19 protein-coding genes are annotated in these 23,035 nt (G+C 72.3%); 14 read left to right on the top strand and 5 right to left on the bottom strand.

Annotated features, from left to right (window positions below; all coding sequences use genetic code 11):
* The first annotated feature begins 1 nt into the window (after nucleotide 1).
* Both DY218_RS19010 and hemW read left to right on the top strand, forming a co-directional pair.
* On the top strand, nucleotides 2-1,843 hold the full coding sequence (locus tag DY218_RS19010; protein ID WP_128557268.1) for a SpoIIE family protein phosphatase: 1,842 nt from the start codon (nucleotides 2-4) through the stop codon (nucleotides 1,841-1,843).
* A 61-nt stretch (nucleotides 1,844-1,904) separates the two neighbouring features.
* On the top strand, nucleotides 1,905-3,137 hold the full coding sequence (gene hemW, locus DY218_RS19005; RefSeq protein ID WP_128557267.1) for a radical SAM family heme chaperone HemW: 1,233 nt from the start codon (nucleotides 1,905-1,907) through the stop codon (nucleotides 3,135-3,137).
* A gap of 100 nt (nucleotides 3,138-3,237) precedes the next feature.
* Here hemW and DY218_RS19000 read toward each other — a convergent pair whose 3' ends face one another.
* Both DY218_RS19000 and DY218_RS18995 read right to left on the bottom strand, forming a co-directional pair.
* The gene (locus tag DY218_RS19000) at nucleotides 3,238-4,062 is read right to left on the bottom strand and encodes a DUF3097 domain-containing protein (RefSeq protein ID WP_128557266.1); all 825 of its coding nucleotides are present in this window, start codon (nucleotides 4,060-4,062) and stop codon (nucleotides 3,238-3,240) included.
* 91 nt (nucleotides 4,063-4,153) lie between these two features.
* Nucleotides 4,154-4,945: an MBL fold metallo-hydrolase gene (locus DY218_RS18995; RefSeq protein ID WP_128557265.1), complete on the bottom strand. Its 792-nt coding sequence runs from the start codon at nucleotides 4,943-4,945 to the stop codon at nucleotides 4,154-4,156.
* Between the two features lie 151 nt (nucleotides 4,946-5,096).
* Here DY218_RS18995 and hrcA point away from each other — a divergent pair, with 151 nt between their 5' ends.
* From hrcA to DY218_RS18955, 8 genes are all read left to right on the top strand, one after another.
* Nucleotides 5,097-6,113, top strand: a complete 1,017-nt coding sequence (gene hrcA, locus DY218_RS18990; protein WP_128557264.1) for a heat-inducible transcriptional repressor HrcA — start codon at nucleotides 5,097-5,099, stop codon at nucleotides 6,111-6,113.
* Nucleotides 6,114-7,247, top strand: coding sequence for a molecular chaperone DnaJ (gene dnaJ / locus DY218_RS18985; protein WP_128557263.1), 1,134 nt, complete (start codon nucleotides 6,114-6,116; stop codon nucleotides 7,245-7,247). It abuts the gene before it with no gap.
* A 165-nt stretch (nucleotides 7,248-7,412) separates the two neighbouring features.
* Complete coding sequence (locus DY218_RS18980) at nucleotides 7,413-8,486, top strand: nitronate monooxygenase (RefSeq protein WP_128557262.1); 1,074 nt, start codon at nucleotides 7,413-7,415, stop codon at nucleotides 8,484-8,486.
* Nucleotides 8,483-9,220, top strand: a complete 738-nt coding sequence (locus DY218_RS18975) for a 16S rRNA (uracil(1498)-N(3))-methyltransferase (RefSeq protein ID WP_128557261.1) — start codon at nucleotides 8,483-8,485, stop codon at nucleotides 9,218-9,220. The genes DY218_RS18980 and DY218_RS18975 overlap by 4 nt, the downstream gene beginning before the upstream one ends.
* A 109-nt stretch (nucleotides 9,221-9,329) precedes the next feature.
* On the top strand, nucleotides 9,330-12,614 hold the full coding sequence (locus DY218_RS18970; protein ID WP_128557260.1) for a S41 family peptidase: 3,285 nt from the start codon (nucleotides 9,330-9,332) through the stop codon (nucleotides 12,612-12,614).
* A 139-nt stretch (nucleotides 12,615-12,753) separates the two neighbouring features.
* Nucleotides 12,754-13,113, top strand: coding sequence for a histidine triad nucleotide-binding protein (locus tag DY218_RS18965; protein WP_128557259.1), 360 nt, complete (start codon nucleotides 12,754-12,756; stop codon nucleotides 13,111-13,113).
* Nucleotides 13,114-13,161: 48 nt separating this feature from the next.
* A complete protein-coding gene (locus tag DY218_RS18960) occupies nucleotides 13,162-14,070 on the top strand; it encodes a ribonuclease Z (RefSeq protein WP_128557258.1) in 909 nt (302 codons plus the stop codon).
* A 12-nt stretch (nucleotides 14,071-14,082) separates the two neighbouring features.
* Nucleotides 14,083-15,105, top strand: a complete 1,023-nt coding sequence (locus DY218_RS18955) for an adenosine deaminase (RefSeq protein WP_128557257.1) — start codon at nucleotides 14,083-14,085, stop codon at nucleotides 15,103-15,105.
* A 27-nt stretch (nucleotides 15,106-15,132) separates the two neighbouring features.
* On the opposite strand, the gene DY218_RS18950 is transcribed toward DY218_RS18955, so the two are convergent.
* Together DY218_RS18950 and DY218_RS18945 are read right to left on the bottom strand one after the other, a co-directional pair.
* The gene (locus DY218_RS18950; protein WP_128557256.1) at nucleotides 15,133-15,555 is read right to left on the bottom strand and encodes a hypothetical protein; all 423 of its coding nucleotides are present in this window, start codon (nucleotides 15,553-15,555) and stop codon (nucleotides 15,133-15,135) included.
* A 160-nt stretch (nucleotides 15,556-15,715) separates the two neighbouring features.
* The gene (locus DY218_RS18945; RefSeq protein WP_128557255.1) at nucleotides 15,716-17,026 is read right to left on the bottom strand and encodes a family 4 glycosyl hydrolase; all 1,311 of its coding nucleotides are present in this window, start codon (nucleotides 17,024-17,026) and stop codon (nucleotides 15,716-15,718) included.
* Between the two features lie 121 nt (nucleotides 17,027-17,147).
* On the opposite strand from DY218_RS18945, the gene DY218_RS18940 reads away from it, so the two are divergent.
* From DY218_RS18940 to DY218_RS18925, 4 genes are all read left to right on the top strand, one after another.
* Nucleotides 17,148-18,341: a PfkB family carbohydrate kinase gene (locus DY218_RS18940; protein WP_128557254.1), complete on the top strand. Its 1,194-nt coding sequence runs from the start codon at nucleotides 17,148-17,150 to the stop codon at nucleotides 18,339-18,341.
* 160 nt (nucleotides 18,342-18,501) lie between these two features.
* A complete protein-coding gene (locus DY218_RS18935; RefSeq protein ID WP_128557275.1) occupies nucleotides 18,502-19,554 on the top strand; it encodes a PhoH family protein in 1,053 nt (350 codons plus the stop codon).
* Nucleotides 19,555-19,585: 31 nt separating this feature from the next.
* The gene (gene ybeY / locus DY218_RS18930; RefSeq protein ID WP_128557253.1) at nucleotides 19,586-20,083 is read left to right on the top strand and encodes an rRNA maturation RNase YbeY; all 498 of its coding nucleotides are present in this window, start codon (nucleotides 19,586-19,588) and stop codon (nucleotides 20,081-20,083) included.
* Nucleotides 20,080-21,396 carry a hemolysin family protein gene (locus DY218_RS18925; RefSeq protein WP_128557252.1) on the top strand — a complete coding sequence of 439 codons (1,317 nt, stop codon included), beginning with the start codon at nucleotides 20,080-20,082 and terminating at the stop codon, nucleotides 21,394-21,396. The genes ybeY and DY218_RS18925 overlap by 4 nt, the downstream gene beginning before the upstream one ends.
* A gap of 85 nt (nucleotides 21,397-21,481) precedes the next feature.
* On the opposite strand, the gene DY218_RS18920 is transcribed toward DY218_RS18925, so the two are convergent.
* A complete protein-coding gene (locus DY218_RS18920) occupies nucleotides 21,482-22,933 on the bottom strand; it encodes an MFS transporter (RefSeq protein ID WP_128557251.1) in 1,452 nt (483 codons plus the stop codon).
* Between the last annotated feature and the right edge of the window lie 102 nt (nucleotides 22,934-23,035).

The raw sequence follows: 23,035 nt of genomic DNA, 5'->3' as shown, positions 1-23,035 counted from the left end.
CGTGCCCGGCGGCCTCACCGGCGCCCCGGCCGAATCGCCCGCGGCTCCGGAGGCGGAGCCCACCGAAGGGTCGCCGGGTCCGCACGGCGCGGGCCGGCCGTTCGCCGGCCCGGTCGCGGAGTCGCTCCTCGACGACGCCGCCGTGGTCGTCAGTGAGTTGGTCACCAGCGCCGTCGTGCACGCGGGCACCACCGTCGACCTCACCTTCCGGGTCGAGACGGCGGCGGTGCCGGCCGGTGCCCCGGAGCCGCCGCACGTCGCAGGAGCACCCGGGCCCGTCCTCGTCGTCGAGGTGACCGGTCGCCACCCGGCACGCGCCGTGCACCAGGCCGACACGCCCCAACAGGCCGACGACGAGGCCGAGTTCGGGCGTGGTCTGCCTTTCGTCGCGGCCCGCTGCGACTCCTGGGGCACCACCTGCCGTACGGGCTCCAGGACCGTCTGGGCCAGGCTGCCCATGAGCGGGCCGCCGTACCTGGAAGGAGAGGCCGATCCCCGCGTGCCCGGGACCGAGACCGTCGCGCCGCCCCCGTACCCGGCCGGTGGCGCCCAGGGCGACGACGCATGGGACGCCCGCGCGGCACTCGGCCTGCTCGCCGAGGCCTCCGATCTGCTCGCCGGACAGCTCGACGAGGACATGGTCGCCGCCGTCGCCGGACAGCTCCTGGTGCCCGGCCTCGCCGACTGGTGCGCCGTATGGCTGCACGGCGACGGCGGACGCGGTGCCGCACCCCGCCTCGCCCGCGTCCGGCACCGCAGCGAGGACCGGCACGACGCACTGCGGCAGGCCCTCGAGAAGGACCCGCCGAGCCCCTCCGCACCGCCCGCCGGGACCCCCGTACCCATCCCCTGGCCCGACGACGGCTCGGCCGGGACCACCGGCGCGGCCCTGTCCTGCCGGCTCGTCGCCGACGGCTGCGAACTGGGCACGCTGCTCCTCGGCCGCGCAGGGCCGGCCGGCTTCCCGCCCGGGGCGATCGACCTGCTGCGGGACTTCTCCCGGCGGGTCGCCCGCGCCGCAGACACCGCCCGCCGGTACACCCGGCAGGCCACCATCAGCCGCATCCTGCAGCGCGGCCTGCTGCCCGCCTCGGTCGCCGAGGTCCCCGGGGTCGAGACCGCCCTCGTCTACGAGCCGCGGGACAAATCCCTGGCCGGCGGCGACTTCTACGACGTGTTCCCGGCCGGCGACGGCCGTTGGTGCTTCGCGCTCGGCGACGTCTGCGGCAAGGGCCCGGAGGCCGCGGTCGTGACCGGCCTCGCCCGGCCCTGGCTGCGGCTGCTCGCGCGTGAGGACCGTCCCGTCGCCGACGTGCTCGACCGGCTCAACCGCGCCCTGATCGAGGACGCCCTCGAAGCCGCGGAGTCCGCGGCCCGTGCGGTCGCGGCCGCGGGCGTGCCCGGCCTCGCCGCGGCCGCCGACGCCTCGCCCGCCCGCTTCCTGTCCCTCCTCTACGGCGAGCTGGTGCCCTCCGCCGCCGGGATCCGGTGCACCCTGGCCTGCGCCGGGCATCCCCTGCCGCTGCTGCTCGACACCGCCGGCCGGGTGCGTCCCGCGGCCGAGTCACAGGTGCTGCTCGGCATCGTCGACGACGCCGCGTACCGCGCCGAAACCTTCGTGCTCGGCGCCGGCGAGACCCTGCTCTGCGTCACGGACGGGGTGACCGAGCGGCGCTCCGGGAGCCGCCAGTTCGACGACGCCGACGGGCTGTCCCGGGCGCTCGCGGACTGTGCGGGCCTCGACGCGGAGCGGATCGCCGACCGCATCCGCCGGCAGGTGCATGCCTTCTCCGACCTGCCGCCGGACGACGATCTCGCGCTGCTCGTGCTGCGGGCGACCTGAGGGTGCGGGCGGCGGTACGGCCGGGCGGTGGGCACCGTCCGAGGTGCAGGACAATGGCTGCATGCCCTCCGTACTCCCTGACGGTGAACCCGTGCCCGACGACGGGTCGCTGCCCGCATCGGCCCTGGACGGTGCCGCCGGACGGCCCCTCGGGTTCTACCTGCACGTGCCGTACTGCGCGACCCGCTGCGGCTACTGCGACTTCAACACCTACACGGCGAGCGAGCTGCGCGGCCGCGACGGCGCACTCGCCTCCCGCGACACCTACGCCGCGCATCTGATCGAGGAGATCCGGCTCGCCCGCAAGGTTCTCGGCGACGATCCGCGCGCGGTCCGTACCGTGTTCGTCGGAGGGGGCACCCCGACCCTGCTGCCCGCGGCGGACCTGGTGCGGGTGCTCGGGGCGGTGCGGGACGAGTTCGGGCTCGCCCCGGACGCGGAGATCACCACCGAGGCGAATCCGGAGTCCGTCGATCCGCGCTATCTCGCCGAGCTCCGCGAGGGCGGCTTCAACCGCGTCTCCTTCGGCATGCAGAGCGCGCGGCAGCACGTCCTGAAGGTTCTCGACCGTACGCATACGCCGGGGCGGCCCGAGGCGTGCGTCGCCGAGGCGCGGGCGGCCGGCTTCGAGCACGTCAACCTCGATCTGATCTACGGCACCCCGGGGGAGTCCGACGACGACTGGCGGGCCTCCCTTGACGCCGCGCTCGGTGCGGGGCCCGACCATGTGTCGGCGTACGCCCTGATCGTCGAGGAGGGTACGCAGCTGGCCCGGCGGATCCGGCGCGGTGAGGTCCCCGCGACGGACGACGATGTGCACGCGGACCGGTACCTCATCGCCGACGAGGCGTTCCGGGCGGCGGGGTTCTCCTGGTACGAGGTGTCCAACTGGGCGGCCTCCGAGGCCGCGCGGTGTCTGCACAACGAGCTGTACTGGCGCGGGGCGGACTGGTGGGGGGCGGGGCCGGGTGCGCATTCGCACGTCGGGGGCGTGCGGTGGTGGAACGTGAAGCATCCGGGCGCGTATGCCCAGGCCCTGGTGGGTGGGCGGTCGCCGGGGGCGGGGCGTGAGGTGCTCTCCGCCGAGGATCGGCGGGTTGAGCGGATCTTGCTCGAGCTGCGGCTGCGGGAGGGGGTGTCCTTGTCGCTGCTGCGGGCTGCGGGGCTTGGTGCTGCGGATCGGGCGGTGCGGGACGGGTTGCTTTCGGCGGGGCCCTATGAGGAGGGGCGGGCCGTACTCACCCTGCGGGGGCGGTTGTTGGCGGATGGGGTGGTGCGGGATCTGGTCGACTGACGGTATCGGAGTTCCCCAGCCCGCCCCTTCCCGAAAGTCCTGCCGGACGGGCTCCTCAAGCGCCGGAGGGGCTGAAAGATGTCCTGCCGGACGGGCCTCCTCAAGCGCCGGAGGGGCTTGAAGGGGGTGCCGTCACGAAGTCGATCAGTTCTTCCACGCGGCCCAGGAGTTCCGGCTCCAGGTCTCGGAAGGTGTGGACTCGGCCGAGGATGTGCTGCCAGGCGGCGCCCGTGTTCTCGGGCCAGCCGAGGGCGCGGCACACGCCCGTCTTCCAGTCCTGGCCGCGTGGTACCCGCGGCCACGCGCGGATACCGACCGAGGACGGCTTCACCGCCTCCCAGATGTCGATGTAGGGGTGGCCGACGACGAGGGTGTGCTCGTCGGTGACCGCGGCGGCGATCCGGGACTCCTTGCTGCCGGGCACCAAGTGGTCGACGAGCACCCCGAGCCGGGCGTCGGCCGCCGGCCCGAACTCCCCGACGATCGCGGGCAGATCGTCCACGCCCTCCAGGTACTCGACGACGACACCCTCGATGCGCAGGTCGTCGCCCCACACCCGCTCCACCAGCTCTGCGTCGTGCCGGCCCTCCACGTAGATCCGCCCCGCACGTGCGACCCGGGCCCGCGCCCCGGGCACGGCGACCGAGCCGGAGGCCGTGCGGGTGGGGCGGGCAGGTGCGTTGCCCGTGGGGCGTACGAGGGTGACCACGCGGCCCTCGAGCAGGAAGCCGGACGGCTCGAGCGGGAAGACCCGGTGCTTGCCGAACCGGTCCTCGAGGGTCACGGTGCCGGCCTCGCAGCCGATCACCGCACCGCAGAAGCCGGTCGAGGCCTCCTCGACGACCAGGTCGCGGTCGGCGGGGACCTCGGGGACGGCGGCCTGCTTCTTCCAGGGGGGTGTGAGGTCGGGGGAGTACTCACGCATACGCGGGCCCGAAGGGCCTTCGTTGGAAGGGTGGTGGCGGGAGACGGGTGGGCGCATTCGGCCGACGATAGGAGAAGCCGACGACCAGCGGTTACGACACGCCGAACTGGGCGGCGAGGCGGTCGCGTTGGGCGCGGACAAAAGCCGCATCCACCACCGATCCGTGCCCGGGCACGTACCGCGCCTCCGGTCCGCCGAGCGCGAGCAGTCGGTCGAGTGCGGCCGGCCAGCGCGAGCGCACCGCGTCCGGTCCTGCCTGGGGTTCGCCGGACTCCTCGACCAGGTCCCCGCAGAAGACGGTCGCCGGGGAGGACGGGACGAGTACGGCCAGATCGTGGCCGGTGTGCCCCGGGCCGACGTTGACCAGGACCACCTGCAGGCCGCCGCCGAGGTCGACGGTCCACTGGCCGGAGACCTCGTGCCGTGGCCGTACGACGAGTTCGGCCGCCTCGGCCGCGGCGGCGGGGTCCGCGCCGTGCCGTACCGCGTCCGCGGCGAGCGCCTCGCGGCCCCCGGCGAGCACGTCGCCAAGGCCGACCGCGCCGTAGACCTCCGCACCGGCGAACACCGCGCCGCCGAGTACATGGTCGAAGTGCGGGTGGGTGAGTGCGAGATGTGTCACTCGCCGGCCGCCGAGCAGCTGCTCGGCCCGGCGCCGCAGCTCGGCGCCCTCACGCAGCGAGGATCCCGCGTCGATCAGGAGCGCCGCACCGTCGCCCACCACGAGCCCGGCCGTGCAGTCCCAGACCGGGAGCCTGCACCGGCCCACGGAGGCGACGGCCGTGGCCGGACGCACCGGCCCGGCCACGCGCTCCCAGCCGGCCTGTTCCCACGTGATGCCCGAAGTGACGCCCGCTGCCGCGGCGTCGGAAGTGATGCCCATGGGCAGACGCTAACGGCGCCGACCGGCCACGGCCCGGCACCACCCTTGCCGGAGTCGCACCCGACCGCCGTACACTGGGCGCGGCAATGCTGGCACTCACGACCGGTGAGTGCCAGGAGGGCGGCAGCCGGGACGACAGGGAGGTGCGCGGATGCTCAGCGAACGCAGACTCGAGGTGCTGCGCGCCATCGTCCAGGACTATGTCGGCACGGAGGAGCCCGTCGGCTCCAAGGCCCTCACCGAGCGCCACCACCTCGGCGTCTCACCGGCCACCGTGCGCAACGACATGGCGGCGCTCGAGGAGGAGGGCTTCATCGCCCAGCCGCACACCAGCGCGGGGCGCATCCCCACGGACAAGGGGTACCGCCTCTTCGTCGACAGGCTGGCCGGGGTCAAGCCCCTGTCCTCGCCGGAGCGCCGCGCCATTCAGAACTTCCTCGACGACGCCGTCGACCTCGACGACGTGGTCGCGCGTACGGTACGGCTGCTCGCGCAGCTGACCCGGCAGGTCGCCGTCGTGCAGTACCCCTCGCTGACCCGCTCGACGGTGCGCCATGTCGAGCTGCTCTCGCTCGCGCCCGCCCGCCTGATGCTCGTGGTGATCACGGACACCGGACGGGTCGAGCAGCGGCATGTCGACTGCCCGGCGCCGTTCGGCGAGACCTCGCTCGCCGATCTGCGGGCGCGGCTCAACAGCCGGGTCGCCGGACGCCGCTTCTCGGACGTCCCGCTGCTCGTGCAGGACCTCCCCGAGTCCTTCGAGCAGGAGGACCGGGGTACGGTCTCGTCCGTGCTCGCCACTCTCCTCGAAACCCTCGTCGAGGAGACGGAGGAGCGGCTGATGATCGGCGGTACGGCCAATCTGACCCGCTTCGGGCATGACTTCCCGCTGGTCATCAGGCCGGTGCTGGAGGCGCTCGAGGAGCAGGTGGTGCTCCTCAAGCTGCTCGGCGAGGCGAAGGATTCGGGCATGACCGTACGCATCGGTCACGAGAACGCCCACGAGGGCCTCAACTCCACGTCCGTCGTCTCGGTCGGCTACGGTTCGGGCGGCGAGGCAGTCGCCAAGCTCGGCGTGGTCGGACCGACCCGCATGGATTACCCCGGAACGATGGGAGCGGTACGCGCAGTGGCACGTTACGTCGGACAGATCCTGGCGGAGTCGTAAGTGGCCACGGACTACTACGCCGTACTCGGCGTGCGCCGCGACGCATCACAGGACGAGATCAAGAAGGCCTTCCGCCGCCTGGCGCGTGAACTCCACCCGGACGTCAATCCGGACCCGAAGACGCAGGAGCGCTTCAAGGAGATCAACGCGGCCTACGAGGTGCTCTCCGACCCGCAGAAGAAGCAGGTCTACGACCTCGGCGGCGACCCTCTGCAGGGGGCCGGCGGCGGCGCCGGGGGATTCGGGGCCGGCGGCTTCGGGAACTTCTCGGACATCATGGACGCGTTCTTCGGTTCGGCGTCCCAGCGCGGCCCGCGCTCGCGCACCCGCCGCGGTCAGGACGCGATGATCCGGCTCGAGATCGAGCTGGACGAGGCCGCGTTCGGCACCACCAAGGACATCCAGGTGGACACGGCCGTCGTGTGCAACACCTGTGCGGGCGAGGGCGCGGCGCCCGGCACCTCCGCGCAGACCTGTGACATGTGCCGCGGCCGCGGCGAGGTCTCCCAGGTCACCCGCTCCTTCCTCGGCCAGGTCATGACGTCCAGGCCCTGCCCGCAGTGCCAGGGCTTCGGCACCGTGGTGCCCACTCCGTGCCACGAGTGCGCGGGCGACGGCCGCATCCGCTCCCGCCGCACCCTGACGGTGAAGATCCCGGCGGGTGTGGACAACGGCACCCGGATCCAGCTGGCCGGCGAGGGCGAGGTCGGCCCCGGCGGCGGCCCGGCCGGCGACCTCTACGTGGAGATCCACGAACTCCCGCACACCGTCTTCCAGCGGCGCGGCGACGATCTGCACTGCACGGTGACCATCCCGATGACCGCGGGCTCGCTCGGCACCAAGGTGCCGCTCGAGACACTCGACGGCATGGAGGAGGTCGACATCCGGCCCGGCACCCAGTCCGGTCAGTCGATCCCGCTGCACCAGCGCGGCGTCACACATCTGCGCGGCGGCGGCCGCGGCGACCTCATCGTGCACGTCGAGGTGCTCACCCCGACCAAGCTCGACGCCGAGCAGGAGCGGCTGCTTCGCGAGCTGGCCAAGCTGCGCGGCGAGGAGCGTCCGACCGGACAGTTCCAGCCCGGTCAGCAGGGCCTGTTCTCCCGCCTGAAGGACGCCTTCAACGGCCGCTGAGGCACTTACTGGGGCGTCTTGCCCTCGTGCCTCAGCCCTCTCCACACCCCGCCGCGCCCGCTCTGATCCTCACGGACAGTGCGGGCGCGGCTCCGCTACGTCGGGGCACATGCCAGGCGGAATCGCCGATTCGGAGGTCATTCCGCGACGTGGCACGATGCGTTCATGCCCACCGTGCTGACGGATCTCTGCCCCTTCCCGATCGTGCAGGCCCCCATGGCCGGCGGCGCTTCCTGCCCCGCGCTCGCGGCCGCCGTCAGCGAGGCGGGCGGCCTCGGTTTCCTCGCCGCCGGGTACAAGACCGCCGACGGCATGTACGAGGAGCTGAAACAGCTGCGCGGGCTCACCCAACAGCCCTTCGGCGTCAACTTGTTCCTGCCGCAGCCGGCCTGCTCCGACCCCGCCGCCGTCGCCGTCTACGCCGAGCAGCTGGCCGGCGAGTCCGCCTGGTACGAGACACCGCTCGGCGACCCCGACACGGGGCTCGACGACGGCTACGAGGCGAAGCTGGCGATCCTCCTCGAACACCCGGTGCCGGTGGTCTCGTTCACCTTCGGCTGCCCCACCCGCAACGTCCTCGACTCGTTCGCCCGGGTCGGCACGGTGACCGTCGTGACGGTCACCACGCCCGAGGAGGCCAGGACGGCCGAGCGGGCCGGGGCCGACGCCGTCTGTGTGCAGGGCGTGGAGGCCGGCGGGCACCAGGGCACCTTCCGCGACAACCCGGAGAACGACGGCTCGGGCCTCGGCCTGCTCACCCTCGTCACCCAGGTCAGGGAGACCGTGTCGGTGCCGGTCGTCGCGGCCGGCGGACTGATGCGCGGCGGTCAGCTGGCCGCGGTGCTCGCGGCGGGCGCGGACGCGGGACAGTTCGGCACCGCCTTCCTGCCCTGTCCCGAGTCCGGGGCGCACGCACTCCACAAACAGGCCCTGACCGACCCGCTGTTCGCCCGTACCGCACTCACCCGCGCCTTCTCCGGCCGCCCCGCCCGCGGCCTGGTCAACCGCTTTCTGCGCGAGCACGGCCCGTACGCGCCTCCGGGCTATCCCCAGATCCACCACCTCACCAGCGGACTGCGCAAGGCCGCCGCGAAGGTCGGTGACGCGCAGGGCATGGCGCTCTGGGCCGGGCAGGGGCACCGGCTCGCCAGGGAGCTGCCCGCCGGGCAGCTCGTCGAGGTGCTCACGGCCGAACTCGACGCCGCCCGCGCCGAGTTGGCGCAGGGAGGTGCCGCGTGACCGCGCCGGTGTTCGTCGTCGACGAGGTCCCCGTGGGGGAGTCGTACGTACTCGAAGGCGCCGAGGGGCGGCACGCGGTGACCGTGAAGCGGCTGCGCCCCGGCGAGGAGCTCGTGCTCACCGACGGCCGAGGGCAGTGGGCCGCGGGTGTCGTCGACGGCACCGAGGGCAAGGACCGCCTGATCGTCTCGGGACTCGGCGGCGTACGGCAGGAGCCCGAGCCCGAGCCGCACATCACCGTGGTGCAGGCGCTGCCCAAGGGCGACCGCGGCGAACTCGCCGTGGAGACCATGACGGAGACCGGCGTCGACCGCGTCGTCCCCTGGTCCGCCTCGCGCTGTGTCACCCAGTGGCGCGGCGACCGCGGCCTCAAGTCGCTCGGCAAATGGCGGGCCACCGCCCGCGAGGCCGGCAAGCAGTCGCGGCGGCCGCGCTTCCCCGAGGTCGCCGATGCGGCGACCACCAAGCAGGTGGCCGCGCTGCTCGCCGGCGTCGACTTCGCCGCCGTACTGCACGAGGAGGGCAGCTCCCCGCTGGCCTCGGCGAAGCTGCCCGACCGCGGCTCGATCGTGCTCGTCGTCGGGCCCGAAGGGGGCGTGTCCCCCGAGGAGTTGGCGGCCTTCGAGGAGTCGGGTGCCGCTCCGTACCGCCTCGGCCCTTCGGTCCTGCGCACCTCCACGGCGGGTACGGCAGCGGTGGCGCTGCTGCTGGGGCGTACCGGGCGCTGGGGCTGAACCGGGGGATCCGCGGAGTGCCCGAGCAGCGTGCCCGATCAGCGTGTCCCGGGGGAGCAAGTGATCGAAAGAGCTGTGCGTGTGCGGGAGTTGAGCTTAGGGTGACGGGGTGACGCAGACTGCCTATCTCCGGTATCCGCATCCGAGGGGCGAGTTGATCGCCTTCACCGCCGAGGACGACGTCTGGGTCGCCCCGCTGGACGGCGGACGCGCCTGGCGCGTCAGCGCCGACAACATGCCGGTGAACCACCCCCGTATCTCGCCCGACGGCACCCATGTCGCCTGGACCTCCACCCGCGACGGCGCCCCCGAGGTGCATGTCGCGCCGGTCGACGGCGGACCGTCCCGGCGGCTCACCCACTGGGGGAGCGGCAGGACCGCCGTGCGCGGCTGGACCCCGGACGGCTCGGTCCTTGCGATCACCACCCACGGCCAGGCCTCACTGCGCCGCAGTTGGGCGCACGCCGTACCGCTCGACGCCGGCCCCGCCACGGTCCTGCCGTACGGCCCGGTCGGCGACGTGGCGTACGGACCGGCCGGCGAGGTGCTCCTTCAGTCGGTCACGATGGGCCGCGAGGCCGCGTACTGGAAGCGCTACCGCGGCGGCACGGCGGGCAAGCTGTGGATCGCCACCGAGGCGCCCGCGCAGCCGGCCGGCGAGGGCGGCGCCGACGACGGCGCCGAGGTCCGACAGCCCCTCGTACCACCGGAGTTCACCCGCCTGCACGCCGAACTCGACGGGAACATCGAGTACCCGCTGTGGGTCGGCGACCGGATCGCCTTCCTCAGCGACCACGAGGGCGCCGGCGCGCTCTACTCCTCCGCACCCGACGGCAGCGGCCTGCGCCGCCACACCCCACTCGGCGAGCCGGACACCGAGCCCGGCTTCTACGCCCGCCACGCGGCCACCGACGGCACCCGCGTCGTGTACACCCGCGTCGGCGAACTCTGGATACTCGACGACCTCGACGGCGCCGAACCCCGCCGCCTCGACGTCCGCCTCGGCGGACAGCGCGCCGACCTCCAACCGCACCCCGTACGCGCCGACCGCAACCTCTCCGCCGCCGTACCCGACCACACCGGCCGCGCCGGAGCCGTCGCCGTACGCGGCTCCGTCCACTGGGTCACCCACCGCGACGGCCCGGCCCGCGCCCTCGCCGCCGAACAGGGCGTCCGCGCCCGCCTCCCGCGCACCTTCCGAGTCGACGGTGAGGAACACGTCGTCTGGGTCACCGACTCCGAGGGCGACGACGCGCTCGAGTTCGCCCCGGCCGCCGGCGTCGCCCCCGGCGGATCCGTGCGCCGGGTCGCCGCCGGCCGGCTCGGCCGCGTCCTGTCCCTCGCCATGGCTCCCGACGGCAGCCGCGCCGCCGTCGCCTCGCACGACGGCCGGGTCCTGCTCGTGGAGCGCGACTCGGGCGAGGTCCGCGAGGTGGACCGCAGCGAGCACGGCGACGCCTCCGGCCTGGTGTTCTCCCCGGACTCCGGCTGGCTGGCCTGGTCGCACCCGGGACCCGTACCGCTGTCGCAGATCAAACTCGCCAACACCGCCGACCTGACGGTGTCCGAGGCCACCCCGCTGCGCTTCCGCGACTTCTCGCCCGCCTTCACCCTGGACGGAAAGCACCTCGCCTTCCTCTCCGAGCGGGCCTTCGACCCGGTCTACGACGTGCACGTCTTCGACCTGGCCTTCGTCGGCGCCTGCCGGCCGCACCTGGTCACCCTGGCCGCCACCACCCCTTCGCCGTTCGGGCCGCAGCGGCACGGCCGGCCCTTCGAGAGCTCCGAGAAGTCCTCCGAGGTCGCCGGCGACGACGCCCCCGTCACCCGTATCGACCTCGACGGCCTCGCCGACCGGATACTCGCCTTCCCCGTCGAGGCCGCCCGCTACACGACGCTGCGCGCCGCCCGGGACGGACTGCTGTGGCTGCGCCACCCCGTGCGCGGCGCCCTCGGCGTCTCGAGCGCCACCCCCGACGCACCCGGCCCCAGCACCTCCCTCGAACGCTACGACCTCGTACAACAGCGCATCGAGGAACTCGCCCCCGACGCCACCGGGTTCGCCGTCAGCGGTGACGGCAAGCGGGTCCTCCTGCGCACCGACAACACCCTCAAACTGGTCCCCAGCGACCGCCGCCCCGCGCACGACGACGACAGCGACAGCAACATCACCGTCGACCTCGACCGCATCCGCCGGATCGTCGAACCGGCCGCGGAATGGCGGCAGATGTACGACGAGGCCGGCCGCGTCATGCGGGACAACTTCTGGCGCGCCGACATGTCGGGCGTCGACTGGGACGGCGTACTCGACCGCTACCGCCCCGTCCTCGACCGCATCGCCACCCACGACGACCTGGTCGACCTGCTCTGGGAAGTACAGGGCGAACTCGGCACCTCGCACGCCTATGTCACACCCCGCGGCGGCGGCTCGGGCGACCAAAGGCAGGGCTTCCTCGGCGCCGACCTCTCCCGCCACCGGGACGGCCTCTGGCACATCGACCGCATCCTGCCCTCCGAGACCTCCGACCCGCACGCCCGCGCACCGCTCGCCGCACCCGGCGTCGCGGTCCGCCCCGGCGACGCGGTGCTCGCCGTCGACGGCCGCCCCGTCGACCCGGTCACCGGCCCCGCCCCGCTGCTCGCCGGCTCCGCGGGCAAGCCCGTCGAACTCACCATCTCGCCCGCGGGCGGCGGCGATCCGCGGCACGCCGTCGTCGTCCCGGTCGACGACGAGGAGCCCCTGCGCTACCACGCCTGGGTCGCCGACCGGCGGGCCTACGTCCACGAGCGCTCCGGCGGCCGGCTCGGCTATCTCCACGTACCCGACATGCAGGCGCCCGGCTGGGCGCAGATCCACCGCGACCTGCGTATCGAGGTCGCCCGCGAGGGCCTGATCGTCGACGTACGGGAGAACCGCGGCGGCCACACCTCCCAACTGGTCGTCGAGAAGCTCGCCCGCCGCATCGTCGGCTGGGACATGCCGCGCGGCGAACGGCCGCACAGCTACCCCACGGACGCACCTCGCGGCCCGGTCGTCTCCGTCGCCAACGAGTTCTCCGGCTCCGACGGCGACATCGTCAACGCGGCCATCAAGGCACTCGGCATCGGCCCCGTCGTCGGCACCCGCACCTGGGGCGGCGTCATCGGCATCGACAGCCGCTACCGGCTCGTCGACGGCACCCTGGTCACCCAGCCCAAGTACGCCTTCTGGCTGGAGGGCCCGGGCTGGTCGGTCGAGAACCACGGCGTCGACCCGGACGTCGAAGTCGTCACCACGCCCCAGGACCACGCCTCGGGACGCGACCCGCAGCTGGACGAGGCCTGCCGGATCGCGCTCGCCGCGCTCGCCGAGAACCCGGCACGGACCGCGCCCGAACTGCCCGCACTCGACTGACCGGAGCCGCGTGCGCCGGTGCCCCGGGCCCCGTGCACGGGGCCGGATACCATGCCCCACGTACTGATCTTCGCAAGGCGCCGTCCCGCACCCGGCGGGCGCGGGACGGCGCCTCGCAGGCTGTGAGGGAGGCCGCCGTATGGCAGGCGAACCGCAGGCGGACTGCCTGTTCTGCAAGATTGCCGCAGGGGAGGTGCCGGCCACCGTCGTACGCGAGAGCGAGACGACCGTCGCCTTCCGCGACATCAACCCCCAGGCACCCACCCACGTCCTGGTCATCCCCAAGGCGCACTACCCGGACGCCGCCTCGCTCTCCGCCGCCGAGCCCGGCATCGCCGCCGACGTGCTGCGCGAGGCCGGCGAGGTCGCCGCCGGCGAACAGGTCGACGGCAACGGCTACCGCATCGTCTTCAACACCGGCGCCGGCGCGGGACAGACCGTCTTCCACGCCCACGCCCATGTACTCGGCGGCCGCGGCCTGCAGTGGCCCCCCGGATAACGAGCCCCCAGACGAGCCCCCAGACAACGAGCCCCCGGATAACCAGCCTTGTCCACACGCGAACTGGTGGTGCTCGGCACCGCGAGCCAGGTGCCGACCCGCCACCGCAACCACAACGGCTACCTGCTGCGCTGGGACGGCGAAGGCATCCTCTTCGACCCCGGTGAAGGCACCCAGCGGCAGATGCTCCGGGCCGGCGTGGCCGCCCACGACATCAACCGCATCTGCGTCACCCACTTCCACGGCGACCACAGCCTCGGCCTCGCCGGAGTGATCCAGCGAATCAACCTCGACCGCGTCCCGCACCCCGTCACCGCCCACTATCCGGCGAGCGGACAGCGCTTCTTCGACCGCCTGCGGTACGCCACCGCCTACCGCGAGAACGTCCGGCTCACCGAAGCCCCCGTGGCCGCCGACGGCCCTCTCGTCAGCTCCGGCCCCTACACCCTGCGCGCCGCGAAGCTCTCGCACCCCGTCGAGTCCTACGGCTACCGGCTCGAAGAACCCGACGGCCGCCGCATCCTGCCCGAACGGCTGCGCGCCCACGGCATCAGCGGCCCCGACGTCGGCCGACTGCAGCGCGAGGGCGTACTCGACGGCGTCACCCTCGAAGAAGTCAGCGCCCCCAGACCCGGACAGCGCTTCGCCTTCATCATGGACACCCGCCTCTGCGACGGCGTCCACGCACTCGCCGAAGGCTGCGACCTCCTCGTCATCGAGTCCACCTTCCTCGACGCGGACGCCCGACTCGCCGCCGACCACGGGCACCTGACGGCCACTCAGGCCGCCACGGCGGCCCGCGACGCCGGCGTCCGGCACCTCGTCCTCACCCACTTCTCGCAGCGCTACCCGGACCCCGAGGCCTTCGAGCGTGAAGCCCGCGCCGCCGGCTTCACCGGCGAACTCACCGTCGCCGCCGACCTGTTGCGCATCCCCGTACCCTCCCGCACCCCCTGAGCGAGCCCTCCCATGAACCAGCCGACCGACCGCACCACCGGCAACCTCCCCAAGGCCGAACTCCACCTGCACATCGAAGGCACCCTCGAACCCGACCTCGCCTTCACCCTCGCCGCACGCAACGGCGTCCGACTGCCCTACGCCGACACCGAAGAGCTGCGCCGCGCCTACCTCTTCGAGGACCTGCAGTCCTTCCTCGACCTGTACTACGGACTGATGGCCGTCCTGCACACCGAGCAGGACTTCGAGGACCTCGCCGACGCCTACCTCGCACGCGCCGCCGCCCAGGGCGTACGGCACGCCGAGATCTTCTTCGACCCGCAGGCCCACACCGCACGCGGCATCCCCATCGCCACCGTCGTCGAAGGCCTCTCCCGCGCCCTCGAACGCAGCGAGGAACGGCACGGCATCTCCACCCGCCTCATCATGTGCTTCCTGCGCGACCAGTCCGCCGAATCCGCCCTCGCCACCCTCGAGGCCGCCCGGCCCCATCTGCACCGGATCACCGCCGTCGGCCTCGACTCCGCCGAAGTCGGCCACCCGCCCGCCAAGTTCCGCGAGGTGTACGAGGCCGCCGCCGCCCTCGGCCTGCGCCGGGTCGCACACGCCGGCGAGGAGGGCCCGCCCGCGTACATCACCGAGGCCCTCGACGTACTCGGCGTCGAACGCATCGACCACGGACTGACCTGCATGCAGGACCCCGGGCTCGTCGACCGCCTGGTCCGCGAGCGCATCCCGCTCACCCTCTGCCCGCTGTCCAACGTGCGCCTGCGCGCCGTCGACGTCCTCGAGGACCACCCGCTGCCGCAGATGATGGCCGCCGGCCTGCTGTGCACCGTCAACTCCGACGACCCCGCCTACTTCGGCGGCTACGTCGGCGACACCTACCACGCCGTCCACGAGGCCCTCGGACTCGACGAGGAGCAGCTGCGCGCACTCGCCCGCAACTCCTTCACCGCCGCCTTCCTCGACGACGACGAGGAACGGCGCCGCCGCTACCTCGCCGAAGTCGACGCGTACCGCTTCGACACCTGACATCTGACACCTGACACCGCCCGCCCGCTACCGCGGTGTGCGGAGCCTGCGCACCCCCGTCGCGCAGACCCCGCACACCGCGCCCCACAGGGCATTGACCACGAACAGCGGGACGATCGCGAACGGTTGGGCCAACGGCCCCCGCAACTCGCCCGCCACCAGCGGCGACAGAACCCCGCTGAGCACCAGCACGGCCACCGCATAGCCCACCCCGGCCGCCACTGCCGTGAGCAGCGGATCCGCCGCACGGCTCAGGCCGACCACCACGATCCAGACCACCGAGATGCCGAACGTGAGCAGCAGCGGCGTCGCCGGCTTGCCGAGCGCCTCGCTCCAACCGGCCATCGAGAACAACGGCCGCACCAGGGCCACGGCCACCAGGAAGGCGACCAGGCGACGATCGAGACCCCGCAGACGCACGGCGAGCGGTACAGAAGCTTCAGACGACATACGGCCATGCTCGGCCGCCCGAACCGCCCCCGGCATCCGACCACCGCGGACACCTGCACTACCCCCTCGGTTGCGCCTCCCTGCCACCCCGTACCCCAGCAGTTGCGCCCACGGCACGCCGACTCCATCGCACGAAGGAGACACCCGCCCCCCCGGGGGGTCACGCCTCCGCCGACGCCACCCGCTCCAGAATCCGAGCAGCCACCGCGGGCGAATCCACCAGCGGATGCAGCGCAAGCGCCCGCAGCGCCGCATCCCGGTCCTTGAACACCGCCGCCTCCACCGTCGCCCGCTCCACCGCCTTCACCTGCAGCATCAACCCCAACTCCGCCGAGCCCAACGGCTCCGCCGGCAACGGCCGCGCACCCGAGCCGTCCACCTCGCACACCGTCTCCACCACCGCGTCCGCCGGCAGCTCCGGCACCGTCCCGCCATTGCGCACATTCAGGATCAGCCGCGTCCGCTCGCCCGAGGCGATCGCCCGCATCAACGCAAGCGCCACCCCGTCGTACCCGCCCCCCTCCAGATCACCGGCATCCCGCTGCCAACCACCCGACGCCGCACGACTGTCCGCCATGTACGTCTCCTCGCGCTCCCGCCGCGTCGCCTCCCACAACTCGTACGCCCGACCCGGCTCCGCCGCCGCCCGCTCGAAGAACCCGCCCTGCTGCGCAGCCAGGAACTCACCCCGCGTCTCCGCCGCATCCCGCACCGCGGCCAGCGTCTCCCGGCGGAAGTAGTAGTAGTGCAGATACTCGTTCGGCAGCGAGCCGAGCGTGCGCAGCCACTGCGCACCGAAGAGCCGCCCCTCCTCGAACGAACCCAGCGCCGCCTCGTCCGCAAGCAGACCCGGCAACAGCTCACGCCCGTCCGGCGCCGTCAACGACCGCAGCCAGCCCAGGTGGTTGAGCCCCACATAGCCGTACCCCACCCCATCCGGATCCGCCCCCGCCGCCCGCGCCGCACGCCGCACCAGACCCACCGGCGAATCACAGATCCCGATCACCCGGTCACCGAGCACCGACGCCATCGCCTCGGTCACCGTCCCCGCCGGATTGGTGAAATTGATGACCCACGCGCGCGGCGCCAACGCCGCCACCCGCTCCGCGATCCGCAGCGCCACCGGCACCGTCCGCAGCCCGTACAGAACCCCGCCCGCACCCACCGTCTCCTGACCCAGCACACCCTCGGCCAGCGGCACCCGCTCATCCCGCACCCGGCCCGCCGTACCACCCACCCGGATCGCCGAGAACACGAAATCCGCGCCACGCAACGCCTCGTCCAGACCCTCCGCCACCCGCACCACCGGCCCCGGACCGTCCACCGGCAGCCCCGCAAGCACCGACCGCATCACCCCGAGCCGCACCGGATCCGTGTCGTACAGCGTCAGCTCCGCGATCGGTGAACCCACCAGAGCCCGGTACACCAGCGGCACCCGGAAACCGCCCCCGCCGAGAATCGTCAGCCTCATGCCGCGGAAGCTACCCCATCACGCCCCCGGCAGGCATGATGCACACTGTCCTGACCTGCACGCACCCACACCCGCCAGCACCCCACGCACCCGCACACCCACCCCCGGTGATGGAACCGCGATGAGCACGGAACCCGAGCTGCCCGAGCAGCCGCTCGACACCACCCGCCCCGGCGAACACCGACCGGACCACTCCGGGTGCCTCGATCCCCTCGCCGCCAGGCGCACCCCCGACGACCCGCCCTGGGACGTCCTCCTCACCGGCACCGTCTTCCTCGACATCATCTTCACCGGTCTCGACTCCGCCCCCGTACGCGGCACCGAATCCTGGGCCCGCGGCATGGGCTCGAGCCCCGGCGGCGTCGCGAACATGGCCACCGCCCTCGCCCGCCTCGGCCTGCGCACCTCACTCGCCGCCGCCTTCGGCGACGACCACTACGGCGAATACTGCTGGGACACCCTCGCGCACGGCGAAGGCATCGACCTCAGCCGCTCCCGCACCGTCCCCGGCTGGCACTCACCCGTCACCGTCTCCATGGCCTACGAAGGCGAACGCACCATGGTCTCGCACGGCCACGAAGCACCCGCCGACACCGACGGCGCCCACACCGCCGACACCTCCACCGACACGGCGGCCGACGACACCCTCACCCGCCCCCCACGCGCACGCAGCGCCATCGCCCCCCTCACCCCCGGCGCCCCCGAACCCTGGATCGCCCAGGCCGCCCGCCAGAACACCCTCCTCTTCGCCGACGTCGGCTGGGACGACACCGGCCGCTGGGACCTCAGCGGCCTCAGCGACCTCGCCCACTGCGAGGCCTTCCTGCCGAACGCCGAAGAAGCCATGCGCTACACCCGCACCGAAAGCCCCCGCGCCGCCGCCCACGCCCTCACCGAACACGTCCCCGTCGCCGTCGTCACCCTCGGCGCCGACGGCGCCTACGCCGTCGACAGCCGCACCGGCGAAACCGCCGAGGTCCCCGCCATCGCCGTCGAAGCCCTCGACCCCACCGGCGCCGGCGACGTCTTCGTCGCCGGCTTCGTCACCGGCACCCTCGCCGGCTGGCCACTCGCCGACCGCCTCGCCTTCGCCGGACTCACCGCCGCACTCTCCGTCCAGGAATTCGGCGGCTCACTCTCCGCACCCGGCTGGGTCGAGATCGCCTCCTGGTGGCAACGCGTCCGCACCCTCCCCGCCCAGGACCTCGCCGCACTGCGCCGCTACGCCTTCCTCGAACCCCTGCTCCCCGAAGCCACCCGCCCCTGGCCACTGCGCCGGGCCGTCCCCACCATCGGCTTCGGCTCCGGCCGGTGACCGCACGGGCACGCACCGCCCACCGGAGCGCCCCACCCGCCCCGCTCCGACGGAAAAGCTCTCGGCGATGTCCGACCCCCGACGTACGCTGGAACCCACAGAGGCAGCCACGCTGCAGGCGCCCGCGCACAAGGAGGACGAGCAGGCCAAGAGCCGGCCCATGACGCAGACACCCTCAGCTCAGACCCCCGCACAGGGGCCCGCCCGAGCCCACTTCACCGTCCCGGCCAAACACCCGATGGTGACCGTGCTCGGCTCCGGAGACGCCCTGCTGCGCGTGATCGAAAAGGCCTTCCCGGCGGCCGACATCCATGTCCGGGGGAACGAGATCAGCGCGGTCGGCGACCCGGCGGAAGTCGCCCTGATCCAGCGCCTGTTCGACGAGATGATGTTGGTGCTCCGCACCGGACAGCCGATGACGGAGGACGCGGTGGAACGCTCGATCGCCATGCTCAGAGCGGGCGAGAACGGCGAGGGAGCCCCCGAGACCCCCGCCGAGGTCCTCACGCAGAACATCCTCTCCTCGCGCGGCCGCACCATCCGCCCCAAGACGCTCAACCAGAAGCGGTACGTCGACGCCATCGACAAGCACACCGTCGTCTTCGGCATCGGCCCCGCGGGCACCGGCAAGACGTACCTCGCCATGGCCAAGGCGGTCCAGGCCCTGCAGTCCAAGCAGGTCAACCGCATCATCCTCACCCGCCCCGCAGTAGAGGCCGGCGAGCGCCTCGGCTTCCTCCCCGGCACCCTCTACGAAAAGATCGACCCCTACCTCCGCCCCCTCTACGACGCCCTCCACGACATGCTGGACCCGGACTCGATCCCGAGACTGATGGCCGCCGGCACGATCGAGGTGGCGCCGCTGGCGTATATGCGCGGCAGGACGCTCAATGACGCGTTCATCATTCTTGACGAGGCGCAGAACACCAGCCCCGAGCAGATGAAGATGTTTCTGACGCGGCTCGGGTTCGATTCGAAGATCGTGATCACGGGGGATGTGACGCAGGTCGATCTGCCGGGCGGGACGAAGTCCGGGCTTCGGCAGGTGCAGGACATTCTGGACGGGGTCGACGACGTGCATTTCTCGCGGCTCACGTCGCACGATGTCGTCCGGCACAAGCTGGTCGGCCGTATCGTCGACGCCTACGAGAAGTACGACCACGAGAACGGCACGGAGAACGGCGGCCATCAGAACCGCCGCAAGAGATCGTGACCGGGTGAGAGCGGGAGCTGAAAGCAGCACCATGTCGATCGACGTCAACAACGAGTCAGGCACGGGGGTCGACGAGCAGGCGCTCCTCGACGTCGCCCGCTACGCGCTTGCGCGGATGCGGATCCACCCGCTCTCGGAGCTCTCGGTGATCGTCGTCGACGCCGACGCCATGGAGCAGCTGCATGTGCAGTGGATGGATCTGCCGGGGCCGACGGATGTCATGTCGTTCCCGATGGACGAGCTGCGTCCGCCGATGAAGGACGACGAGGAGCCGGTGCAGGGGCTGCTGGGTGACATCGTGCTCTGTCCGGAGGTGGCGAAGCGGCAGGGCGAGGAGGCCGAGACGCAGCATTCGATGGACGAGGAGCTGCAGTTGCTCACCGTGCACGGGGTGCTGCATCTGCTCGGCTACGACCATGAGGAGCCGGACGAGAAGGCCGAGATGTTCGGTCTGCAGGCGGCGATCGTGGACGGCTGGCGTACGGAGAGGGGCCTGACCGGGCCGTCTCCCGCGCCGACGGTCTCGTGAGCGCCTCACTGGCCGTCGGCGCGGTTCTGCTCGTCGTCGTCGCGTGGCTCGCCTCCTGTGCGGAGGCGGGCCTTGCGCGTGTGTCGAGTTTTCGTGCGGAGAAGGCGGAGCGGTCGGGGCGGCGTGGGGCGGCGAAGCTGGCGCAGGTGGCGGCGGATCCGACGCGTTATCTGAATGTGGCGCTGCTTGTGCGGGTGGCCTGTGAGATGGCGTCCGCGGCGATCGTCACGTACGCGTGTCTGCAGGAGTTCCCGGAGACCTGGGAGGCGCTTGCGGTCGCGATCGGTGTGATGGTCCTGGTGAGTTATGTGGCGGTGGGGGTTTCGCCGCGGACGATCGGGCGTCAGCATCCGTTGAACACGGCGACGGCGGCGGCGTATGTGCTGTTGCCGTTGGCGCGGGTGATGGGTCCGATTCCGTCGTTGCTGATTCTGATCGGTAATGCGCTGACGCCGGGCAAGGGTTTCCGTCGGGGGCCGTTCGCCTCGGAGGCGGAGCTGCGGGCGATGGTGGATCTCGCGGAGAAGGAATCGTTGATCGAGGACGAGGAGCGCCGGATGGTGCACTCGGTCTTCGAGCTCGGTGACACCTTGGTGCGTGAGGTGATGGTGCCGCGTACGGATCTGGTGGTGATCGAGCGGTTCAAGACGATCCGGCAGGCGCTGACGCTTGCGCTGCGGTCGGGTTTCTCGCGGATCCCGGTGGTGGGTGAGAGCGAGGACGACATCGTCGGCATGGTGTATCTGAAGGATCTGGCGCGCAAGACGCACATCAGCCGGGATGCGGAGTCGGAGTTGGTGTCGACGGCGATGCGTCCTGCGTCGTTCGTGCCGGACACGAAGAACGCGGGGGATCTGCTGCGGGAGATGCAGCAGGAGCGCAATCATGTGGCGGTCGTGATCGACGAGTACGGCGGTACGGCGGGCATCGTGACGATCGAGGACATCCTGGAGGAGATCGTCGGGGAGATCACGGACGAGTACGACCGTGAGCTGCCGCCGGTGGAGGATCTGGGCGAGGGCCGTTATCGGGTGACGGCGCGTCTGGACATCGGGGATCTGGGGGAGTTGTACGGCTTCGAGGAGTTCGACGACGAGGATGTGGAGACGGTCGGCGGGCTGCTGGCGAAGGAGCTCGGCCGGGTGCCGATCGCGGGTGCGGGTGCGGTGGTGGAGTTGCCGGACGGGCGGTCGTTGCGGTTGACGGCGGAGGCGACGGCGGGCCGGCGCAATCGGATCACGACGGTGCTTGTGGAGCCGGTGGAGGAGGACTCGGAGACGGCGGACGGGGCGGTGGAGGACGAGGGGTCCTGAGCTGTTCCGGCTGGTGAGCCGGCCCCGGCGCTGGTGAGCCGGGGCCGGCTTTTTGGCCGTACGGGTGGGGCTGTTGCGCCGGTGGTCAGCGTGCGGCCCGGGTGCGCAGGCCGGCGGCGATGAGGAGTCCGGCGGCCAGTAGGACGGCGGTTTCGATGACGAGGACCGTGCGGACGCCGGTGAGCAGGTCGCCGGAGGTGGTGGCGAGGACGCCGAGCAGCGGGATGCCGATGGTGGCGCCGACCTGCTGGGTGCTGGTGACGAGGCCGGTGGCCAGGCCCTGTTCCTTGTCGGGTACGCCGGAGGTGACGGTCACGCCGTAGGAGATGATCGCGCCGAGGTGGCCGATGACGGCGAGGCTGACGGCGATGGTGGCGATCCACACGGATGCGCCGCCGGTGCCGATGGCCAGGATCGAGGCGGTGAACACGCCTTGCAGGAGCAGCGATCCGGCGAGGGTGCGGCGGGCGCCGAGTCGGCCGATGACGCGGGGTGCGTTGGCGCCGGTGATGACGGCGACGACGCCTTGGGCGCCGAAGACGAGTCCGGTCTGGAAGGGGGAGAGGCCGAGCACTTCCTGCAGGTAGAGGGTGAGGACGAAGACGACGGTGCTCATCATGGAGAAGGTGACGAGCCCGCCGAGGTTGCCCCAGGCGATGGTGCGGCGGCGCAGCATCGGCAGGGAGATCAGGGGTTCGGCGGTGCGGGACTCGATCGCGGCGAAGGCGGCGAGGAGTGCGGGGCCGGCGAGCAGGGTGACGATGACGTCGGGGTGGCCGAAGCCGCGTTCGGCCGCGGTGGACAGGGCGTAGATCAGGGAGAGCAGGCCGCCGGTGACGGTGACCGCGCCGGGGACGTCGAGCCGTGGCCGGGTGGTGGGGCGCGATTCGGTGAGCAGGAAGGGTGCGAGGGGCAGGACGATCAGGGCGACGAGGGCGAGCAGCCACATCGTGGAGCGCCAGCCGAGGGTGTCGGTGAGGGTTCCGCCGGCCACCATGCCGGTGGTGAATCCGAGCGAGAGCAGGGTTCCGGAGATGCCCAACGCCCTTTCCCGCTGCGGGCCTTCGGGGAAGGTGGTGGTGAGCAGGGCCATGCCGGTGGGGACGACGGCGGCCGCGCCGACGCCTTGCAGGGCGCGGCCGGTGAGGAAGACGGCCGGGTTCCAGGCGAAGGCGGTGAGTACGGACGCGGCGCCGAACAGGGCGAGTCCGGTGAGGAAGAGCCGGCGGCGGCCGTAGAGGTCGCCGACCCGGCCGAAGAGCAGCAGGAATCCGCCGGAGGGCAGGGCGAAGGCGGTGATCGCCCACTGCAGGGCGGACTGGCTCATGCCGAGGTCGCTGCCGAGTACGGGCAGGGCCACGTTGAGGATGGAGAAGTCGAGGGCGACCATGAACTGGGCCGCGCACAGCACGAAGAGGACGAGGCGGTCGCGGGCGCTGAGCGGGGCGGCGCGCTCGGGGTTCTTGGGGGTGGGGGTGGGCGTGTCGTGGGGTGGTGTGGCGGGTGCGTTCTGTCGGGTGGGTGAGTCGATGGGCATGCGGCCAGCGTGGTCGGGCGGGAATATCGCTGGGGAGCGCGTGCTTGTCCTGGTGGCAGCACCACCAGTTGGGGGGAGAGGCGTGTGACGGAGACGGTTGGA

Source organism: Streptomyces triticagri (genome assembly GCF_003429565.1).
In the GTDB taxonomy this organism is placed as follows: domain Bacteria; phylum Actinomycetota; class Actinomycetes; order Streptomycetales; family Streptomycetaceae; genus Streptomyces; species Streptomyces triticagri.
This window is presented reverse-complemented; position numbering and strand designations above follow the sequence as displayed.